This window comes from Enterococcus gilvus ATCC BAA-350 (assembly GCF_000407545.1).
GTDB classification, from domain to species: domain Bacteria; phylum Bacillota; class Bacilli; order Lactobacillales; family Enterococcaceae; genus Enterococcus_A; species Enterococcus_A gilvus.
In genome coordinates this window covers 1,961,459-1,979,374 of the sequence record NZ_ASWH01000001.1, presented here as the reverse complement: position 1 = coordinate 1,979,374, position 17,916 = coordinate 1,961,459, and the positions used below count along the sequence as shown (strand labels likewise).

The following is a 17,916-nucleotide window of genomic DNA, read 5'->3' as shown; positions in this document are numbered from 1 at the left end:
AGTAAAAGAGCGTTTGGCTTTTTATTTGGAAAATCAGATACTTTTGACCTCTGGGTATCCTGAAGACGAGGGAATTTGATATCATAAAATAAAAAGGAGTGTTTCGATGGAAAATCGGTGGTATATCCGCGCGTATCAGAAAGCGGATGAGGAGGCGCTGTTCTCAATGATGAAAAGAGAGACCGATTGGGAGGCGTATTGCTTTGGCGAGGGAAGAAAAAAGTATACACGGGCGTTGCAGACTTCTTTGACCTATCTTCTTTTTGAGGAAGAAAAACTTTGCGGCTATGCACGGTGTCGGGAGGATGATGGGTTCGGCGTGTATGTTTATGATCTGCTGGTTGACGCCTCCTGCCGAGGGAAAAACTTTGGACGCTATTTAATGGAGCAAGTGTGCACAGAGTATCCAGAGCAAACGGTCTATGTCATGAGCGATGTCGATCCGTATTATGAAAAACAAGGCTATCAAAAAGAAGGAACGATCTTTATAGTTATCCCCCGTGAATAAATTTTTTACGCCTCTATCCCCAAAGCCTATGCCGCAACAATAAAATTCATTGAAGCAAACGGGTATGAGATCGCAGGTCCTGTTCGAGAAAATTATATTGATGGCATTTGGAACAAAGACAGTGAGTCTGAATGGCTGACAGAAGTTCAGATTCCTGTAAAGAAAATCGACTAGATAAATCACTTTTTTCACTATATTTACAAATGCGATGGCGATGAACAATTGTTTGTCGCCATTTTTCATGGTAATCTGGCCTTGCTTATAACGTTTTATAACATGAAAGGGGGAGTAAGAAATGGCAAAGGATCGTTTTGTAAAGGTTTATTCTCAAGGGAAATTGGATGCACTCACAATTTTTGTTGATCGGGAGACAGGTGTGAATTACCTATTCAATAAGGTAGGGTACGCTGGTGGTTTAACGCCCTTGCTAGATCAAGAGGGCAAGCCAGTAATCACTGCAATCAATGAAGTAGAAAAGCAATAGAGAGCACTGGGGAACAAGCCCGGACCTCATTCTTATGCTAGACTTTTAATAGAAAGATAAAACGGTCGGGCATGACAAGGAACCTGAATAAGAATGTCTCTTCAAGGTTTCCTGATTGTATGGAAACAAGATCACTTAAATCTTGAGTCATTTTTTGATAGAAAGAGAGTCATTGGATATGTGCCGGTACTTGAAATCTTTTTATGACAAGGAGGAATGAAGATGCACGCTTGGGAAGCTATTCAAAAATCAGTGGATCATATTGAAGACCATATCAAAGAAGACGTAACGATCGAAGAATTGGCAAAAGTGTCTTATTTATCGATGTATTATTTTCAAAAATTGTTTAACCGCTTAGTCGGAAAAACGGTACATGAATACATCAAGGCACGAAGAGTCGCAAAGGCAAAACCGCTCTTAAAGGAAACGAATAGGCGAATTGCTGATATTGCTCTTGAGTATGGGTTCAATAGTCACGAGACATTTACGCGAGCCTTCAAAGAGTTGTACGGGGTAACACCTGAAGCCTATCGTAAGAATAAACTGTTACTAACGGATTTTTTGAAGCCTGATCTCTCGATTCATTATACAGTGGTCGATGAACATGTTCCGCTGATGGTGGATGACATGGTATTGGAAATCACGCAACGGCAGATCGATGAAAAGGAATACTACACAGGGGTATCGAAGCAGGTCGATTCGAAAGAGATGACTCAGGTGGGTGTCAATACGCTGATCGAATTATGGGATGCCTTTCACGAGAAGAAGGCATCAATCCCAAACTTAGTTTCAGAGGGCGTAGAGATTGATTATTTTACCTCCGATACTACACCCGGGAAGGTTCGGTATTTTGTGGGTGGCAGATCGGATAGTAGCAGGATCGATGCCTTCCATTTACTTAGTATAGAGCCGGGCACTTATTATGTATGTGCTTTCGAAGCCGAAAACTTTAAATACTTAGTAGAAGATGCGCTGTATAAGGCAAACCGATATTTCTTTGATACATGGCTCAAAAGACAAGGGATCGAGATGGAGGACATGGAGCCTTTCTTGATTCAAAAATATATAAATGTGACGGATTAACCAAAAATCGAAATCTGGATCAAACCGACAAAAACATCAGTAAATGACTAACAAAAACCTTCGGATCATTAAAAAGATCCGAAGGTTTTATTGTCTTTTTTCTTTGCTTAATGAGACGGGTTGTTCCTTTTGAAGGATATAACCCCAGAAGATCCCCGTCAATTGCGTGATCAAAAAAAGAGCGATCAGCGGGATTGCGGTGGTGAAGGGCGATGAGGAATGGTAAAGGCTGATTAGCGGACTCTTAAAAAGAATCAAGCCGCAGCTCAATAGAATATTGATGATATTGCCGAAAATCAATAGCGTAAGCTGCTGTGTTAGTTTTGCATAAAAGCCAACCGCTACTGTGAGCAATAGGAACAAAAAGATTCCTACGATTGAGTCAAATAAATAATCTATAGCCAATGACAAATGGGTGTAAGGAATCAGGTAAAACAAAAAGGGTAGGCGCATAACGAGTTTCTTTTGCATCACATCCAGCCTCCATAAAACTCTTAGTATGGTTATTTTATGACTGATAAATGGTCAATTCAATGAAGAATCGGAAATTAGCATAAATTATGAAAGTTATTTTATGTGGCTATCAATAAACCGTTACCTGTTTAGAAGAGAACTCTCGCCTTTATTAAATGAAACCTTTTCTTCGCAGACGGAATGAAGAATCCCTCCCGCTTACAGACCGCAAATAGAACAAACGATTAGAGGTGAAAAGAGTTTCCCCTTTGGCAGTACGGGAAAAGAGTGAAGAAATATTTTTTCTTTACTATCTGAGTGATTGTGATAATATGATTAGAAATGGAGGGGTTATATGAATAAATTGCATGATCGATTTAACAAAAATGTGTATGAAATTGCCGTCTCTTTGATTCGTCAATTTGATGAGAAAGTGTCGGGAATTCCGAATATGCTGAAGCTCACACTGGGAGAACCGGATTTCAACACCCCTGAGCATGTAAAAGAAGCAGGGCAGCAAGCGATTAAAGACAATTTCAGTCATTATACCGGGATGTCCGGGTTGATCGATGTTCGGGAAGCAGCGAGCCGCTTCATGTCTGAAAAATACGCGGTTCATTACGAACCGACAACAGAAGTTCTAGTAACGGTGGGAGCGACAGAAGCATTATCTGCTAGTCTGCTGTCGATTTTAGAAGCCGGCGACAAAGTATTACTGCCTGCACCCACTTACCCTGGCTATGAGCCGCTGATTCTATTAGCAGGGGCAGAACCTGTCTATATTGACACGCGGGAAACCGGATTTGTTCTCACACCGGAGCAGATCGATCGGGCGATGGAGGCGCACGGCGACAAAGTCAAGGCCATCATCATTACGTCACCATCTAATCCTACGGGGGTTGCGTACAATGAAGCAGAAGTATCTGCACTGAGCGAAACATTGAAAAAATATCCGATTTTTGTCATCAGTGATGAAATATATAGTGAATTGAATTACGAAGCAGCACACGTTTCATTTGGGAAATACTTGCGGGACCAAACGATTTTGATCAATGGTCTCTCAAAATCACACGCCATGACTGGCTGGAGAATTGGCTTTATCTTCGCTCCGGCAGAGCTGGTTGAGCAGATCATCAAAGTTCATCAATATTTAGTTACGGCCGCTTCGACGATCTCGCAAAAAGCAGCCGTCCGAGCTCTAGTTCAAGGGATCTCAGATGCTGAAGTGATGAGAGAAGAGTACCGTGAACGCCGTGATTTTGTTTATCAAGCCATGACGAAATTAGGCTTTGAGGTCGCTCGTCCTTCGGGTGCCTTCTATATCTTTGCCAAGATTCCTGCGGGACAGCAACAGGATTCCATGGCGTTTTGCGTAGAACTAGCAGAAAAAAATCAACTTGCGATCATTCCAGGGATTGCTTTTGGACCAGAGGGCGAGGGCTATGTCCGAATCAGTTATGCCGCTTCAATGGAAACCTTGGTGGAGGCCATGAATCGCTTAGCTGCCTATATCGAAAAATAAAAAGAACGATCAAATCTGAAAAAGATTTGATCGTTTCTTTTTATTTGTTCAAGTAATTGAATAATCCGCTGATCGTTTTGTCTTCCAAGCTGATTTCTTTTCCATCGACTGTTGCTTCCACAACATGATAATAGTCAGGAAGATCAGGCACTTCTTTTAATTGAGCAGCCACAAAATCATTGGCACTGGCATAGGTTTTTTCTTTTTTTGCATCGTTCATTTCATAAGTAATCACTAACATTGTTTTCGCTTCTCTCATGTGTAATTTTCATTGCAAAGTTATTGTACACCAAAGCTAATATAAAGTAAGTTATTTTGTCTTTACCTAATATTTACAGTTCTTTACGGATCATTTACATCTCTTCAACAAGATATTTACGTTCCATTGGTAAAGTAATCATGTACTAAAGATAAGGAATACGACGCAGTCAAAACGGTCGATTTCTTAAAAAGGAATGCAGTATCTATTATAAGGAGTGTACAGGATGAAAAAAATTATTTTGGCATTGGCTTTTTCAGGAATTCTATTAGCTGGGTGTGGAACCAGCAATGCAACGAAGGATTCTAGTTCAACAAAAGAGGAGACAGCGAAAATTACCGCGGTGGGCTCGACGGCATTACAACCGTTAGTTGACGCGGCTCAAGAAAGCTATACTCAAAATCACCCCAATGTTCAAATTTCTGTTCAAGGCGGCGGCAGCGGGACTGGATTGAGCCAAGTTGAAAGCGGCTCAGTGGAAATCGGAAATTCAGACGTGTTCGCTGAAGAAAAAGACGGTGTCGATGCAAGCAAACTTGTCGACCACAAAGTAGCGGTCGTTGGTTTTGTGCCAGTCGTTAACAAAGATGTAGGCGTGAAAAACGTGACGAAGCAACAATTGATCGATATCTTCACAGGAAAAATAAAAAATTGGAACGAACTTGGCGGAAAAGATGAAACCATCCAAGTAGTGAACCGTGCATCAGGCAGTGGTACTCGTGCCACTTTTGAAAAATGGGGCTTAGACGGAAAAGAACCGATTCAGTCACAAGAACAGGATTCATCGGGAACGGTGAAAAAAATCGTGGCGCAAACACCCGGTTCAATCAGTTATCTTGCCTTATCATACGTAGATGACAGCTTACAAGCGTTAGAATTAGACGGTGTCACAGCGAATGAGAAAAACATCACCACGAACAAATGGCCAATCTGGTCTTATGAACACATGTATACAAAAGGAAAACCTGAAAAAGCATTAGCAGATTTCTTAAAATACATGACTAGCGATGAGGTTCAATCAGGTCCAGTTAAAGAATTAGGTTACCTGCCAATTACTTCAATGAAGGTAGAACGTACTTCAGACGGCACAGTCAAATAACTCTCTTTTTAAGAGTGAGAGAGCAAGCAGTACCCCTTCCCCTAAATAATTGCTATAAAAAGAAAAACGCCTATTTACTTTCTTTATTGAAAGTAAATGGGCGTTTCGCTTTTCATTTGTAAAGTGAGCAGCAATAATTCTTTTTACGTGTTACTTATTAGGAAGCGTAATCGTGAAGGTCGAGCCAAGTTTCGGGTGGCTTTCTACGGCGACTGTGCCACCAAGGATCTCGCTGTACTCTTTGACGATGGCTAATCCTAATCCAGTGCCGCCGGAGTTTCTGGCGCGCGCCTTATCTACCCGATAAAAGCGTTCGAAAATACGTTTTTGATCGTCTTTTGACATGCCGATGCCGTGGTCAGTGACCGTTAGGACCAACTCATCTGCTAGACGATAGCTTAGCGTGATGTCACTATTTTCTGGTGAATACTGCACCGCATTTTCTAACAGATTTTTGATGATCGGTTGGAAGAAGGTCAAGCGTGTCTGGTAGAAGCAATTCTCCGCGCCGTCAATCGTTACGGTGATCTGTTTGTTCTTCAAAAGATGCTGATACAACCCAATTTGCTGTTGTAAGAAATAATGAAGCTCGATCGTTTGGCGATCCTCTGACAAGTCTTCGCTGTCCTTAGATAATTCAATAATGTCTTGGATCAATCGCTGCAAACGTTTCGCATCATTTTGCATGATCGTTAAAAATTCTTCGGTTAATTCAGGGTCGTCCTTCGCCCCATCCAATAATGTTTCCGTAAAACCTAATAAAGAAGTTACAGGTGTTTTTAACTCATGAGAAACATTTCCGACAAAATCGCGTTGAATTTTTTCCAAACGTCGAACATGAGTCAAATCGTAGACGGTTCCCATGATTTGGTCGCCTTTGATCTCATTTTCAATGTAGCGCAAGCGGATATCCAAGTTCATCGAGGTAGGCAGCTTTGCGGAAATTTCTTGATGTACCTGGTTTTTATCCACCAACACCTGTTGGATCAATTGGATAAAGCGATTGTCTTCAATGACTTGCCAATAATAATGGTGTGCAGCACCGCCAATCTGCAATAATTCTTCCATCGCCGGATTCACCATGACAAAACGGCCGTCCATATCAATAATAAAGACACCGATCGTCAATTCATGGAAGAGGGTAGAAAATTGCTCCTCTGTAGAAGTGTAAGCGGCATAGGTCTCATTCAATTGTTCACTGATCTGATTGACCGTCACATAAAGTTCTTGCCATTGTGTCGAATTCTGCATCACGTAGTTGCTCTTTTCAGGCTCCTTCAGCATACGTTGTAAAACAGGCAGCACCGTTTCGATCGGACGGTTGCGTTGATAGATCAGGTAGCAAATGATCAAATAAATAAAAACATAAAATAAAAGCAAGATAATAAAGATCGTACGCTGAAAATTACGTGTTTTCGGTTGAAAAGCGGAGGTTCGTTTTGCGACCCGTAGGATTCCGACGGTTTGATCTTCCGAACGGATAGGCTGCGCAGTATAAAGCAGTTCTGTTTTTAACGTCGTACTGTAGCGAACGGAAGAACCGACAGCGTTACTGTTTAAAACAATTTTTACCTCTGGACGATTCTCACGGCTCCCTGAAAGTGTAGGCTCCGTGCTGTCAAAAAGGATTTTTCCTTGCGCATCGAGTAAGGTAATTCGATCGTGGGCTTCCTTAGAGAATGTTTCAATGGCAGCCCGATTTGTCTCAGAATCCAGCTGATTCAAATCCAACCGATGGATGATCAATTCACCATTGCTCGTCAGAAATTCTTCCTGCTGCTCCAGCAATTCCTTGGTGTAAAAATGATTGGCTAATTTCCAACTGCCGAAAAAGAGCAGGCACAGAAGGACTAGCGGGACAAAATAGTCAAGGTATTTCCGCTTCATTGGACGGGCACCAGGAACTTGTACCCGAACCCACGAACCGTTTGCAAGTATTGAGGATGCTTCGGATCGACCTCGATTTTTTCTCGCAGATGCGACACATGGACATCGACGATTCGGCTTTGACCAGAAAAATCATATTGCCAAATTCTGTCCAACAGTGTATCACGGTCAATGACCCGCTCCTTGCGCTTCATGAAATAGACCAGCAGTTCAAATTCCTTAGGCGTCAATTCGATTTTCGTACCTCGTACAGTGACTTGATAATTTGAAAGATCGGCCTTGATTTCACCAGCGGTCAAAAATTCGTGTTCCTCCTTTTCTTGACGCGGTTCGACGCGGCGAAAGATCGCCTTCATGCGAGCCAATACTTCACGTGGAGAAAAGGGTTTGGTCAAATAATCATCTGCGCCGATCTCTAATCCAAGAATTCGATCAATAGCGTCATCTTTGGCAGTCAGCATCAAAATGGGGGTGTCGATCTTTTCCTGCCGTAATTTTTTGGCGATTTCCAACCCATCCATTGAGGGGAGCATCACGTCCAAAATAATAAAATCAAAATTTTCATTCAAGGCCAGCTCATAACCGTCTTTTCCATCCTCAGCGGTGGTTACCCCATAGCCTTCTTTTTCCAGATTGAAGCTCAATAACTTTACGATTGAAGGTTCATCGTCTACGACTAGTACACGTTTCATAAGTGTCTCCTTTTTTTAAAAACTTTTCATTTGTGAAAGACTATTTCCACACCTGAATAAATGGTATAATGGGAAGGCAGTTTTGTCACCTATTATCTATTAATTTGATGGGAGAATCAATGATGTTAGGTATAAGCGCTTGTTTAGGCGGCGTAGCTTGTCGTTATGACGGCGGATCGAATGAGATCACGGCGTTAAAAAACTTTGTTGAAACAGGGCAAGCAGTCCTGATTTGTCCAGAAGTTCTAGGTGGTTTGCCTACACCCCGTTGTCCGGCTGAGATACAAGGCGGCGATGGCTTTGCTGTGTGGCAAGAGCAGGCGAAAGTTTACGATACTGAGGGGACCGACCTGACGGAAGCCTTTAAACAAGGAGCCATCACCGCTTTTGAAGAACTAAAGAAGTTGCAAATCACGGCATTGGTGCTAAAAGAAAGAAGTCCTTCTTGCGGCAGTCGTTTGATCTACGATGGCAGTTTTTCCGGCAATCGGATCGAGGGTGTCGGTGTGGCAACAGCGTATTTTATCCAACAAGGATTACCCGTTTATTCTGAAGAAAATTGGCAAGAAATGAGGATGACGTAATGGAGATCGAAAAAACGAATCGCATGAACGCGTTATTTGAATTCTACGCGACGCTTTTGACTGAAAAGCAGATGAATTATATGGAATTGTATTACGCCGACGATTTTTCACTAGGTGAGATCGCCGAGGAATATCAGGTGAGTCGACAGGCGGTTTATGATAATATCAAAAGAACAGAAAAAATCTTGGAAGATTACGAGCGTAAATTGCATTTGTTTTCTGATTATATCGTCAGAGAAGAGCAGTTAGACAAATTGGAAGTGTATGTGACGGAGCATTATCCAAAGGATGAATTTTTAGCCGAAGCAATCACAGGCTTGCAGGATTTAGATGAATAGAAGTGCCTCTCGTTTTTAGGTTGGAGCACTGATCGAATGAGTTATCCGAATAAAAAGATGAGCAGAAGACGCAGACAAGAAATTTCTTGAGGGAAATGTGTATTTTAAGAGGAGAAAGGAAAATCATTAATGGCATTTGAAAGTTTAACGCAGCGCTTGCAAGCTGCGATGGGAAAACTACGCAAAAAAGGAAAAATCACAGAAGCTGACGTAACCGAAATGATGCGTGAGATTCGTTTGGCGTTATTAGAAGCCGACGTTAACTTGCAAGTAGTGAAGCAGTTTACGAAAGAAGTGCGGACGCGTGCGTTAGGAGCGGAAGTATTAGACAGCTTATCACCCGCGCAGCAAATCGTCAAAATCGTAGACGAAGAATTAACGAAGACTTTAGGATCAGAAGCCGTTGGTATTGAAAAATCACCGAAGATCCCAACTGTGATCATGATGGCCGGTCTGCAAGGGGCAGGGAAAACGACCTTTGCCGGAAAACTAGCCAATCAACTGATCAAAAATGAAAAAGCGCGTCCGTTGATGATCGCAGGAGATATCTATCGTCCAGCCGCGATCGACCAATTAAAAGTATTGGGTCAACAATTAAATGTTCCAGTCTTTGATATGGGGACGGATGTGAGCCCTGTCGAGATCGTACGCCAAGGGATGGAACAAGCCCGTGAAAACAAAAACGATTATGTGTTGATCGATACGGCAGGTCGTCTGCATATTGATGAAGCACTGATGGATGAATTAAAACAAATCAAAGAAATCGCGCAGCCAAATGAAATTCTTTTAGTTGTCGATGCCATGACTGGTCAAGATGCGGTCAATGTGGCTCAAAGCTTCAACGAACAATTAGGAATCACCGGGGTCGTTATTACGAAGTTGGACGGCGATACTCGTGGTGGTGCGGCGCTATCGATTCGTGCAGTCACAGGCGCACCGATCAAATTCATCGGGTCTGGTGAAAAGCTGACGGATCTAGAAGTCTTCCATCCAGATCGGATGTCTAGTCGAATCTTAGGTATGGGGGATATGCTGACTCTGATCGAGAAGGCCCAACAAGATTACGATGAGAAAAAAGCCGAAGAATTGGCTCGTAAGATGAAGGAAAATACCTTCGACTTCAATGATTTTATTGAACAATTGGATCAAGTAATGGGTATGGGACCTATTGAAGACTTGTTGAAGATGATCCCCGGCATGAGTCAAATGCCCGGTATCGAAAACATCAAAGTAGACCCGAAGGATGTAGAGCGTAAAAAGGCAATGGTGTATTCAATGACCCTTGCTGAACGAGAAAATCCTGATTTGTTGAACCCAAGCCGCCGTCGCAGAATCGCTGCCGGTTCAGGAAACTCCGTTGTGGAAGTCAACCGGATGATCAAGCAATTTAAAGAATCGCGGAAAATGATGCAGCAAATGAGTAAAGGCAGTATGCCAGCCGGAATGGATCAAATGTTCGGCTCCGGGATCAAAGGCAAGATGGGTAAAATGGCGATGAATCGCATGGTCAAGAAAAACAAAAAGAAAAAGAAAAAACGTAAATAATAAAAATAGCGTCTGTCTCAAAAAATGAGGCAGACGCTATTTTTATAAGAAGAAACGCCAATGATAAAGGAAGAATACGCCAGCAAGACTAAGAAGTACATAGATCAATGGTTCTTGTCGTGGGAACGAATGGATTTCCTTCGGCATTTTTTTGAATAAAAGCTGGTAAATTTTCCAGAGTAGGAAGCCCAGCAAAGCTCCTAACGTATTCATTAATAAATCATCAATATCTGTTGCTCGTCTATTAAACAATTGAAGAAACTCGATCAACAAGGAAAACTCAAAACCTAAAAGAACAGTGATCGATAGCTTACGAGACTGTTCCCAAATTAGAGGCACTAAAAACCCAAAAGGCATGAACATGATAATATTCAAGATGTTCTGTATGCCGAATCCAGATGAGAAAGGAAGGACGTTTATTTCTTCTGGTCGGATCACTTCCGGGTAGCTAAGGAGATCTTCGAGTGTACCGATGCCTGTAACGGATACGACTAAATAGAGATAGAAGATAAATGTCCAACGCCAAATCATAGATGTTAGTAGAATGCTTTCTTGCTTCCGCCTCAAAACAAAATATTGATAGATCAGACAGGGGAGGAAGACACAGGCAATTTGATACATAGGAAATAGGATAGCCAAGTCACTCACCCCTTTCGATGAGCGACTTTTTCAAGAGTCTTCACTGAACGACTCGTCACTTCTTGGAAAAAGACGACCAATGCACAAATACAGCCGACGATAAGAAAGACTAGGATGTTTGACATGATTGGAAGCATGATTGAATTTTCAATATGATTGATTCGATTGTTCAAATAGATGATCCAGGGATTAAAGACATTGAGACTAAGAATGAAAGAGGTAAATAGTGTCATTATTGCCCAAATCGGCCAGCGGGATTCCTTGTGAAGCAAGTAAGCATTATCGTTTTCCAAAGATAAGGTCTGATATTTTCGATAAGCCCAAAGCAGCAAAAGAAATCCAAGAGTGATCATCATCAGATTTACCAACAGATCACCGCCAGTTTTTCCAACAGAATCAACAAAAAGAGTTCTTGGAAGCGGATCATCAAAGGTGCCCCGCCAAAGCGTGAGGATGTCTCCAAAAGAGTAAATCGCATTTGGCAACCAGCTTCTTAAAAATAGAAAGACAACAAATGTCAATGGCCCGAAAAACGCATTCCCCACCATTGAGCCGATAAAGGCACTCGCACAAAACAAAAAGAATAGTAAAGAAAAATTGCTAAGGACGGATGTAAATAATTGTCCCAGCGTGGCATTCATATAAGGCGCTGGAATCAATGTATGAATCAGTAGCGCGTATAGAAACTGACCAACCAGTGTGGCTAGCAGAAAAGGCGCGGCGACAAACTGTATTTTTTTTCGGAATAAGTCCTTGCGGGACGTTCCTAATGAAAAAAGAAATTGGTTGAAGCCGGTTTTTTGATCGACAAAGAAAAGCAAGAAGCCCATCAATGGAACGATCAGCAACAGAGCGCTATTGAAATAGGTGGCAAAGTTTGATTGATAGGCAACGGCCTTAGAATAGTCGGAAGCGGTGACTATTTTCGGGTACGATTCATACGACCGATAAAAAATCAGTTGCGCATTTTGATATTCCTTATAAGAAGAAAAAGGAACGTTGTCCTCCTTTTCATCGTCCCAATAGGTGATCTCATGACGATGCTTCTCAAAATTTTCTTTACCGTGGGGATCATTGTAGACACTTTTCCACTGATTGTTTTCAATCACTACGTTAAAAACGCCAACGCCGATCACGAGCAAACACGCAGTAAGCAATACTTTTTTATAGCGCTCCGCAAAAATAGAACGAATCATTTCAATAGCCCCTTTCTACGTGGTTTTAAATTTGCTTCGAAAAGATCTTCCAAGGTCAAAGGCAGCTCCTCGTATACAAGAGGGTCCTGTTCCTTGATTGCCTCTTCAAGTTCTACTGAAAAGTCTTCAAAGACGACAGTGACGACCCGCCCTTGAAAATCAATCAGCTTAGAATGCTCCTTTACTATAGAAGGAACTTTTTTTGTTTTGAACACTAGCTGAAGCTTCTTGGCTTTTTGCCGCATGTCTTCTAAACGATAATCTTTAATGATCGTATGCTCTTTTAAAAGGAGAACGCGATCGATCAAGCTTTCCAACTCTAATAAATTATGAGAAGAAATCAACGCGGTGCGGGAATGCTCACTTAAATGTTCCATCAGCAAACCGATGATTTCTTTTTTTACAATAATATCCAATCCATCAAAGGGTTCATCTAGTAATAAATAGTGTGCGTTTGAACTCACAGCTAAAATGATCTGATACAAGGCTTGCTGCCCTTTAGAAAGCTGCCGATAGTTTTTGGATAAGACAAAGGCGTGCTTGTTCACCAGCTCTGTAAATAAAGTTGTATCAAAGTTTGGATATGCCAATTGATAAAAGGCTGAAATTTTTTTAAGAGAATACGTACGTAGAAAATTTTCTTTTTCATCAATGAAAAAAAGTTCTTGCTTCATTTCTGGATATTCAAAAATGGAGCGCTGGTCAATGGTAATATCTCCGGCATCTGGAAGATAGTGCCCAGCCATCACACGTAAAAGGGTCGTCTTTCCAGAGCCGTTGCGACCAACAAGTCCTACGATTTCATGTTTAGCTAATTCAAGCGTAATATTTTTTAAAACCACACGCTGATCCATTTCTTTATTTATATTCTCGATTATCAAGATGACGAACCTCCTAAGCTTTCTTCTGATTCTTTGACCCAGTGTATTAACTCTTCTTGCGAGATCTGTAAATGACGGGCTTCGATGATGAGTTCATTCAGTGTCTGCTTCAGCTCTTGGACACGAAGCTCATCACGGGGACTTTCTTCGATGGCACGAACAAATGTCCCTTTACCTTTGACCGTGACAAGGACGCGTTCATTTTCTAAGACTTTATAGGCTTTACTAATGGTATTTGGATTCATCAATAGCTGCTTCGCCATTTCTCGAACAGAAGGAATTTTGTCTCCGGGCTGTAAGATTCCGTGTAAAATATCTTCCTTGATCCCTAAAACCAGCTGCTCATAGTAAGCGCGGCTGCTATTTTTATCAATACGCACCATTTTATCACCACTTTCATGTAGGGTGTCTTCGTGTGTACTAGTATACATAGTACACTGAGAATAAGCAATGACTTTTTTTGAGTTTCTGCTATACTAAAGGGGAGCGTACGTTCGTGTTAAAATAAAAAGTAGGAGTGAGGACGATGTATCGATGTCAATGGTCTGGAAATAATGAAAATATGCAGGTGTATCACGACACAGTGTGGGGTGTGCCAGAATATGAGGATCAGCGCCTTTTTCGCAAGTTGATTTTAGACATGAATCAAGCAGGGTTGAGTTGGCAAACGATTTTGAACAAAATGGAAAATTTTGATCAAGCCTATGACCAGTTCGATATTGAAAAAGTAGCACGTTATGATGAAGAGAAAGTGGCATCACTGATGCAAGATGCAGGAATCATTCGCAATCGTCGGAAAATAGAAGCGGCGATCATCAATGCACAGAAAGTGTTGGAGATGCAGGCAGAAGGTCTCAGCTTTTCTGATTATTTGTGGGGCTTCGTCGATCACCAAGTCGTTGATAATAAAATCAGCGCGGTGTCAGAAATACCTGCTAAAACCGAATTGTCCGATACGATCGCAAAGGACTTGAAAAAAAGAGGGTTCAAATTCGTCGGAAGTACGACGATCTATGCCTTTTTGCAAGCAGTGGGAATCGTTAATGACCATGAAACGGCTTGTTTCCGCTATCAGGAGCTAAGCAAGAAAGTGTAACTACGCGACGCTGATTGGTACAATGAGGAGACAAAGAGAAGAGGTGCAGTCGTGGCAAGAGTAGTATTTTACGGAGCGATCAGTTTAGATGGCTACCTAGCAGATAAGGAAGATAGACTCGAATGGTTGTACCACCAAGAAGGCGGGGAACACATTCCCTATGATTCCTTCTATCAAACGGTGGACTATACGATGATGGGCCGCCGAACCTATGACGTGGTAAAGCGCGATGCCGAAATGGAAACCATTTACCCGGAGAAAGAGAATTATATTTTTAGTCATTCAAAAATCAGCGTGGACGATAACATGCAGGTAGTTGATGAAGATCCAGTAGCCTTTATCCAAAATCTCCCAGCAGATAAAACCGTTTGGGTCGTTGGCGGCGGTGCGTTGTTGCAGCCAGTGATCGAAGCAGGTCTCATTGATGAATGGTGGATTCAAATTGTACCGATTCTACTTGGTGAAGGCTTTCCGTTGTTTTTACCGCAAACGAATCAGCAAAAACTGCGTCTGATTGAAACAGAGCAGTTTGGTCAATTTGCGCAATTGCACTTAAAGAAATAAGAAATGGTCGGTAGACAATTACCGCCAAGAAAAAAACCGAACGATTCTCTACTATCCTTTTGCATAGTAAGAGGTCGCTTCGGCTTTTTTTAACGGAAAATTTCTCAATAGACTTTTTCGTCACGCTCATTTACAGCAGCTTCAAATGCTGCTTGGTGAGGGAGGACCCGTTTCTCTTTTTCAGGGAATGTTTGATCGTAGGCTGCTAGACCATCCGGATCAGGATACATTCCTTCTGAGAAAATTATGGTGCCATGCACGTGATCAAGTGCGCCTTCTTTTAAAGGAAGAGCCATGATCCCGGTGTAAAACTGTCCATCGGGCATAGAAATGTTGTATTTCTTTGATCCAACAAAACCATAGGGATGGTAGTGGTAAGGAAAGCCGGCAATAACGATTGCCTCATACCCAAGATTTTTTGCCTCAGCGATGGCGTGCTCAATCAGCATACGACCATAGCCTTGCCGGTGATACTCAGGTGCGATACTGACTGGACCAAAGGAAATCACCGGATAGTTTGTACCAGTCTCATCGACGACTTTTGCCTTGCTGAAAAAAATGCTGCCAATGATTTTTTCATCTATCTCAATGACAAAGGTAAGTTCTGGAATAAAATCCGGGTGCTTGCGGAGCATGTGAGCAATGTAGTGTTCCTCAGCGCCGGGGACATATAGATTCCAAAAAGCCTCCCGTGTGATTTCTTCTACGATTCGATAATCCTTTTCTTCCTCTAATCGGATAGTAACAGTCAAAACATTTCCTCCAATCTCTTTTCTCACTTTAGTATAGCATGGCAGACGTCCTATAAAGAATAAAACAACGACTGCAACATTCATTCAATAATGAAAGCTGCAGTCGTTGTTGTTACGAATTCTATTTAACCAACTTGTTAAAGAATTCGATGTATTTATCTGTAATTGTCTTGAAGAATTCTACCGTTCCATCAGCGATATGACCATCGTTATCTACTAAGTTCATAATGCCGCCAATGTAGGCCTCAGGTTGCTGCAACGTTGGAACATCCAAGAAAACTAATGATTGACGTAAGGCATGGTTTGCACCGAATCCACCAGGGCCGCCAGGAGATACTGTTACTACTAGACCAGGCTTGCCGCCCCAAACACTGCTTCCCATTGGACGAGAGCCAACATCTAGCGCATTTTTCAATGCCGCTGGAACTGAACGGTTGTATTCAGGTGTGACAAAGAATAATCCATCGACTTCGCCAACTTCTTTACGGAAACGATCCCAGGCTTCAGGAACAGCCCCTTCAACTTCAAGATCTTCATTGTAGAAAGGCAGGTCATCGATCTTAATGAAGGTTGATTCAAACCCTTCAGGTAATAATTCTGCAAATTTTTTCGCAACCATTTTGTTGTAAGAATCTTTACGCAGGCTGCCGACTAAAATACCAATTTTTTTTGTCATGATAATTCCTCCTCATTCGATATAGCATTACGTTTGTTATCGTATGAATCTATCTTACAAAAAATAAGTAAAAGGTGCAAAAGATATGCTTTGAAAGAAAAATTAGACTGTAAAGAAAAAACTCTTTACAGCTACTCAAAAGCGTGTTAGACTACATCTTGTGATTAATTATATGGAGGTGTAGTTATACAATGGCAGTTAAAATTCGCTTGAAACGTATGGGTTCTAAAAAGAAACCTTTCTACCGTATCGTTGTTGCTGATTCTCGTTCTCCTCGTGATGGACGTTTTATCGAAACTGTGGGTACTTACAATCCTTTGAAAAACCCAGCAGAAGTCGTATTAAAAGAAGAAGATGTTTTAAACTGGTTACAAAAAGGTGCACAACCTTCTGATACAGTTCGTAACATTCTTTCTAAAGAAGGCATCATGCAAAAACACCACGACGCTAAATTCGCTAAGAAGTAAGGAGGGTCAATCATGCAAGATTTAACGAACCTTGTGTTGACCATTGTTCACCCTTTGGTGACAAAACCTGATGAAGTGAAGTTAGAGATCGAGGAGTCTAAAGATTTCTTGGAGCACAACTTAACAGTTGCACCTGAGGACATTGGCAGAATCATCGGAAAACAAGGCCGAGTAGCCAAAGCGATCCGCACGATCGTGTACAGCGTTCGGACGAATGGCCCGAAAAAAGTTCGTCTCAACATCGTGGATGGTAAATAAAGTTAGAACACTCGAGTCAGTTTGATTCGAGTGTTTTTTTGTTAAAAGTACGGTAAAATTAGGGTGGAGGTGTTTCATGATGAAAAAATTTTTGTTCTTGTTTAGCGCGCTATTTGTTTTAGCTGCCTGTAATTCAGGAAATAATGATTCAAACGATAGCACCACGAAATCGACTGCCACAGCAACTACAAAAAGCAGCACATCACATTCGACAGCAAGCAGCTCAAGTACGAGTAACCAGTCGTCGGCCAATTCAACGACAAAGACACAAGCTAGTTCAACACAAACGGATTCGTCTCACAGCGATCATGCGATGTCTGCACTAGATGAATTGAAGGCCAATTATCCTAACGATCGTTTTCCTGATCCTGCCTCTTTTAGCGGAGGGAAGCCCGTCGGTATTATGGCTTCTGAGGAGCAAGGGACTTTGAAGGTGACATATTATGCTGTTGCTGAGGAGACGCCTTTTAATGATCCCGCTTTAAGTGGACAAACGCCCATCGCACAATTCCAACGCCATACGTTTGATTCAAAAGAAACGGCACAAAATGAAGTTGGTCAGACCTATGACCCGAACGGACAGCAAGTCGATCTCGGTCATAACATCACAGGATATCAAAGTGCCGGTGCTGGTTCTGTCTATTTAGGCTGGAAGGAAGGCAACTGGAGTCTGACTGTACGCGGAAATAATTTGGAACAAGAAGATCCTGTTCCATTGGCAAAACAGACAGTGGACTATTTAGAAGGAGCATTCTTACCGGTCCCTCATGACGCAGGGCAAATCACCCTAAGAGTATCACCCGGAGAGTTTCAAACAAATACAGTCGTTTGGCAGAATAACCAGACTGTCTATACGATCATGAACGGTGATGCAATGACTAGTTTGAAAATGGCTGTATCAATGGCAAAATAGATAAAACAGAAAGAGGAAAC

At 41.9% G+C, this 17,916-nt stretch carries 24 protein-coding genes; 14 read left to right on the top strand and 10 right to left on the bottom strand.

From position 1 onward, the window contains the following. The first annotated feature begins 106 nt into the window (after nucleotides 1-106). The 4 genes from I592_RS09755 (at nucleotide 107) to I592_RS09745 (ending at nucleotide 2,075) form a co-directional block, all read left to right on the top strand. Nucleotides 107-508, top strand: a complete 402-nt coding sequence (locus I592_RS09755) for a GNAT family N-acetyltransferase (protein ID WP_010780377.1) — start codon at nucleotides 107-109, stop codon at nucleotides 506-508. Next, nucleotides 509-682: a GyrI-like domain-containing protein gene (locus tag I592_RS22235; protein ID WP_081633639.1), complete on the top strand. Its 174-nt coding sequence runs from the start codon at nucleotides 509-511 to the stop codon at nucleotides 680-682. A 121-nt stretch (nucleotides 683-803) separates the two neighbouring features. After that, nucleotides 804-992 (top strand): DUF6440 family protein, encoded by a 189-nt coding sequence (locus tag I592_RS09750; protein WP_010780378.1) that lies wholly within the window; start codon nucleotides 804-806, stop codon nucleotides 990-992. Between the two features lie 222 nt (nucleotides 993-1,214). Further along, nucleotides 1,215-2,075: a helix-turn-helix transcriptional regulator gene (locus I592_RS09745; protein ID WP_010780379.1), complete on the top strand. Its 861-nt coding sequence runs from the start codon at nucleotides 1,215-1,217 to the stop codon at nucleotides 2,073-2,075. 87 nt (nucleotides 2,076-2,162) lie between these two features. Here the strand turns inward: I592_RS09745 and I592_RS09740 are convergent, their stop codons facing one another. Further along, the gene (locus I592_RS09740) at nucleotides 2,163-2,546 is read right to left on the bottom strand and encodes a hypothetical protein (protein WP_010780380.1); all 384 of its coding nucleotides are present in this window, start codon (nucleotides 2,544-2,546) and stop codon (nucleotides 2,163-2,165) included. Between the two features lie 337 nt (nucleotides 2,547-2,883). Here I592_RS09740 and I592_RS09735 point away from each other — a divergent pair, with 337 nt between their 5' ends. After that, nucleotides 2,884-4,050, top strand: a complete 1,167-nt coding sequence (locus I592_RS09735) for a pyridoxal phosphate-dependent aminotransferase (RefSeq protein ID WP_010780381.1) — start codon at nucleotides 2,884-2,886, stop codon at nucleotides 4,048-4,050. Nucleotides 4,051-4,090: 40 nt separating this feature from the next. Here the strand turns inward: I592_RS09735 and I592_RS09730 are convergent, their stop codons facing one another. Beyond that, nucleotides 4,091-4,291: a hypothetical protein gene (locus I592_RS09730; RefSeq protein ID WP_010780382.1), complete on the bottom strand. Its 201-nt coding sequence runs from the start codon at nucleotides 4,289-4,291 to the stop codon at nucleotides 4,091-4,093. 244 nt (nucleotides 4,292-4,535) lie between these two features. On the opposite strand from I592_RS09730, the gene I592_RS09725 reads away from it, so the two are divergent. Then, nucleotides 4,536-5,408, top strand: a complete 873-nt coding sequence (locus I592_RS09725; protein ID WP_010780383.1) for a phosphate ABC transporter substrate-binding protein PstS family protein — start codon at nucleotides 4,536-4,538, stop codon at nucleotides 5,406-5,408. A gap of 150 nt (nucleotides 5,409-5,558) precedes the next feature. On the opposite strand, the gene I592_RS09720 is transcribed toward I592_RS09725, so the two are convergent. Together I592_RS09720 and I592_RS09715 are read right to left on the bottom strand one after the other, a co-directional pair. Next, complete coding sequence (locus I592_RS09720; protein ID WP_010780384.1) at nucleotides 5,559-7,295, bottom strand: sensor histidine kinase; 1,737 nt, start codon at nucleotides 7,293-7,295, stop codon at nucleotides 5,559-5,561. Continuing rightward, nucleotides 7,292-7,987, bottom strand: coding sequence for a response regulator transcription factor (locus tag I592_RS09715; protein ID WP_010780385.1), 696 nt, complete (start codon nucleotides 7,985-7,987; stop codon nucleotides 7,292-7,294). The genes I592_RS09720 and I592_RS09715 overlap by 4 nt, the downstream gene beginning before the upstream one ends. Before the next feature lie 122 nt (nucleotides 7,988-8,109). Here I592_RS09715 and I592_RS09710 point away from each other — a divergent pair, with 122 nt between their 5' ends. From I592_RS09710 to ffh, 3 genes are all read left to right on the top strand, one after another. Next, nucleotides 8,110-8,571, top strand: a complete 462-nt coding sequence (locus I592_RS09710; RefSeq protein ID WP_010780386.1) for a 2-thiouracil desulfurase family protein — start codon at nucleotides 8,110-8,112, stop codon at nucleotides 8,569-8,571. After that, entirely contained in the window at nucleotides 8,571-8,909 is a 339-nt protein-coding gene (locus I592_RS09705) for a putative DNA-binding protein (RefSeq protein ID WP_010780387.1), read from the top strand. Before I592_RS09710 ends, I592_RS09705 begins: the two co-directional genes overlap by 1 nt. A gap of 129 nt (nucleotides 8,910-9,038) precedes the next feature. Beyond that, the gene (ffh, locus tag I592_RS09700) at nucleotides 9,039-10,454 is read left to right on the top strand and encodes a signal recognition particle protein (RefSeq protein WP_010780388.1); all 1,416 of its coding nucleotides are present in this window, start codon (nucleotides 9,039-9,041) and stop codon (nucleotides 10,452-10,454) included. Between the two features lie 42 nt (nucleotides 10,455-10,496). Here ffh and I592_RS09695 read toward each other — a convergent pair whose 3' ends face one another. From I592_RS09695 to I592_RS09680, 4 genes are read right to left on the bottom strand one after another with little or no spacing between them, the layout of a single operon-like run. After that, entirely contained in the window at nucleotides 10,497-11,102 is a 606-nt protein-coding gene (locus I592_RS09695) for a VanZ family protein (protein WP_010780389.1), read from the bottom strand. Continuing rightward, nucleotides 11,099-12,289, bottom strand: coding sequence for an ABC transporter permease (locus I592_RS09690; protein WP_010780390.1), 1,191 nt, complete (start codon nucleotides 12,287-12,289; stop codon nucleotides 11,099-11,101). Before I592_RS09690 ends, I592_RS09695 begins: the two co-directional genes overlap by 4 nt. After that, nucleotides 12,286-13,170, bottom strand: a complete 885-nt coding sequence (locus I592_RS09685) for an ATP-binding cassette domain-containing protein (protein WP_010780391.1) — start codon at nucleotides 13,168-13,170, stop codon at nucleotides 12,286-12,288. The genes I592_RS09690 and I592_RS09685 overlap by 4 nt, the downstream gene beginning before the upstream one ends. Next, nucleotides 13,167-13,553: a GntR family transcriptional regulator gene (locus tag I592_RS09680; RefSeq protein ID WP_044926204.1), complete on the bottom strand. Its 387-nt coding sequence runs from the start codon at nucleotides 13,551-13,553 to the stop codon at nucleotides 13,167-13,169. The genes I592_RS09685 and I592_RS09680 overlap by 4 nt, the downstream gene beginning before the upstream one ends. A gap of 143 nt (nucleotides 13,554-13,696) precedes the next feature. On the opposite strand from I592_RS09680, the gene I592_RS09675 reads away from it, so the two are divergent. Both I592_RS09675 and I592_RS09670 read left to right on the top strand, forming a co-directional pair. Continuing rightward, nucleotides 13,697-14,266, top strand: coding sequence for a DNA-3-methyladenine glycosylase I (locus I592_RS09675; protein WP_010780393.1), 570 nt, complete (start codon nucleotides 13,697-13,699; stop codon nucleotides 14,264-14,266). 51 nt (nucleotides 14,267-14,317) lie between these two features. Next, nucleotides 14,318-14,830 (top strand): dihydrofolate reductase family protein, encoded by a 513-nt coding sequence (locus I592_RS09670; RefSeq protein ID WP_010780394.1) that lies wholly within the window; start codon nucleotides 14,318-14,320, stop codon nucleotides 14,828-14,830. A 104-nt stretch (nucleotides 14,831-14,934) separates the two neighbouring features. Here the strand turns inward: I592_RS09670 and I592_RS09665 are convergent, their stop codons facing one another. Further along, nucleotides 14,935-15,582: a GNAT family N-acetyltransferase gene (locus I592_RS09665; RefSeq protein ID WP_010780395.1), complete on the bottom strand. Its 648-nt coding sequence runs from the start codon at nucleotides 15,580-15,582 to the stop codon at nucleotides 14,935-14,937. A gap of 121 nt (nucleotides 15,583-15,703) precedes the next feature. Next, the gene (locus I592_RS09660; protein ID WP_010780396.1) at nucleotides 15,704-16,258 is read right to left on the bottom strand and encodes an NADPH-dependent FMN reductase; all 555 of its coding nucleotides are present in this window, start codon (nucleotides 16,256-16,258) and stop codon (nucleotides 15,704-15,706) included. A 191-nt stretch (nucleotides 16,259-16,449) separates the two neighbouring features. Between I592_RS09660 and rpsP the strand changes: the two genes are divergently transcribed. The 3 genes from rpsP to I592_RS09645 all read left to right on the top strand — a co-directional run bounded on the left by rpsP (nucleotide 16,450) and on the right by I592_RS09645 (nucleotide 17,896). Continuing rightward, nucleotides 16,450-16,725 carry a 30S ribosomal protein S16 gene (gene rpsP, locus I592_RS09655; protein WP_010740297.1) on the top strand — a complete coding sequence of 92 codons (276 nt, stop codon included), beginning with the start codon at nucleotides 16,450-16,452 and terminating at the stop codon, nucleotides 16,723-16,725. A gap of 12 nt (nucleotides 16,726-16,737) precedes the next feature. After that, on the top strand, nucleotides 16,738-16,983 hold the full coding sequence (locus I592_RS09650; protein ID WP_010780397.1) for a KH domain-containing protein: 246 nt from the start codon (nucleotides 16,738-16,740) through the stop codon (nucleotides 16,981-16,983). A 76-nt stretch (nucleotides 16,984-17,059) separates the two neighbouring features. Then, on the top strand, nucleotides 17,060-17,896 hold the full coding sequence (locus tag I592_RS09645) for a membrane lipoprotein lipid attachment site-containing protein (protein WP_010780398.1): 837 nt from the start codon (nucleotides 17,060-17,062) through the stop codon (nucleotides 17,894-17,896). The last annotated feature ends 20 nt before the right edge of the window (nucleotides 17,897-17,916 follow it).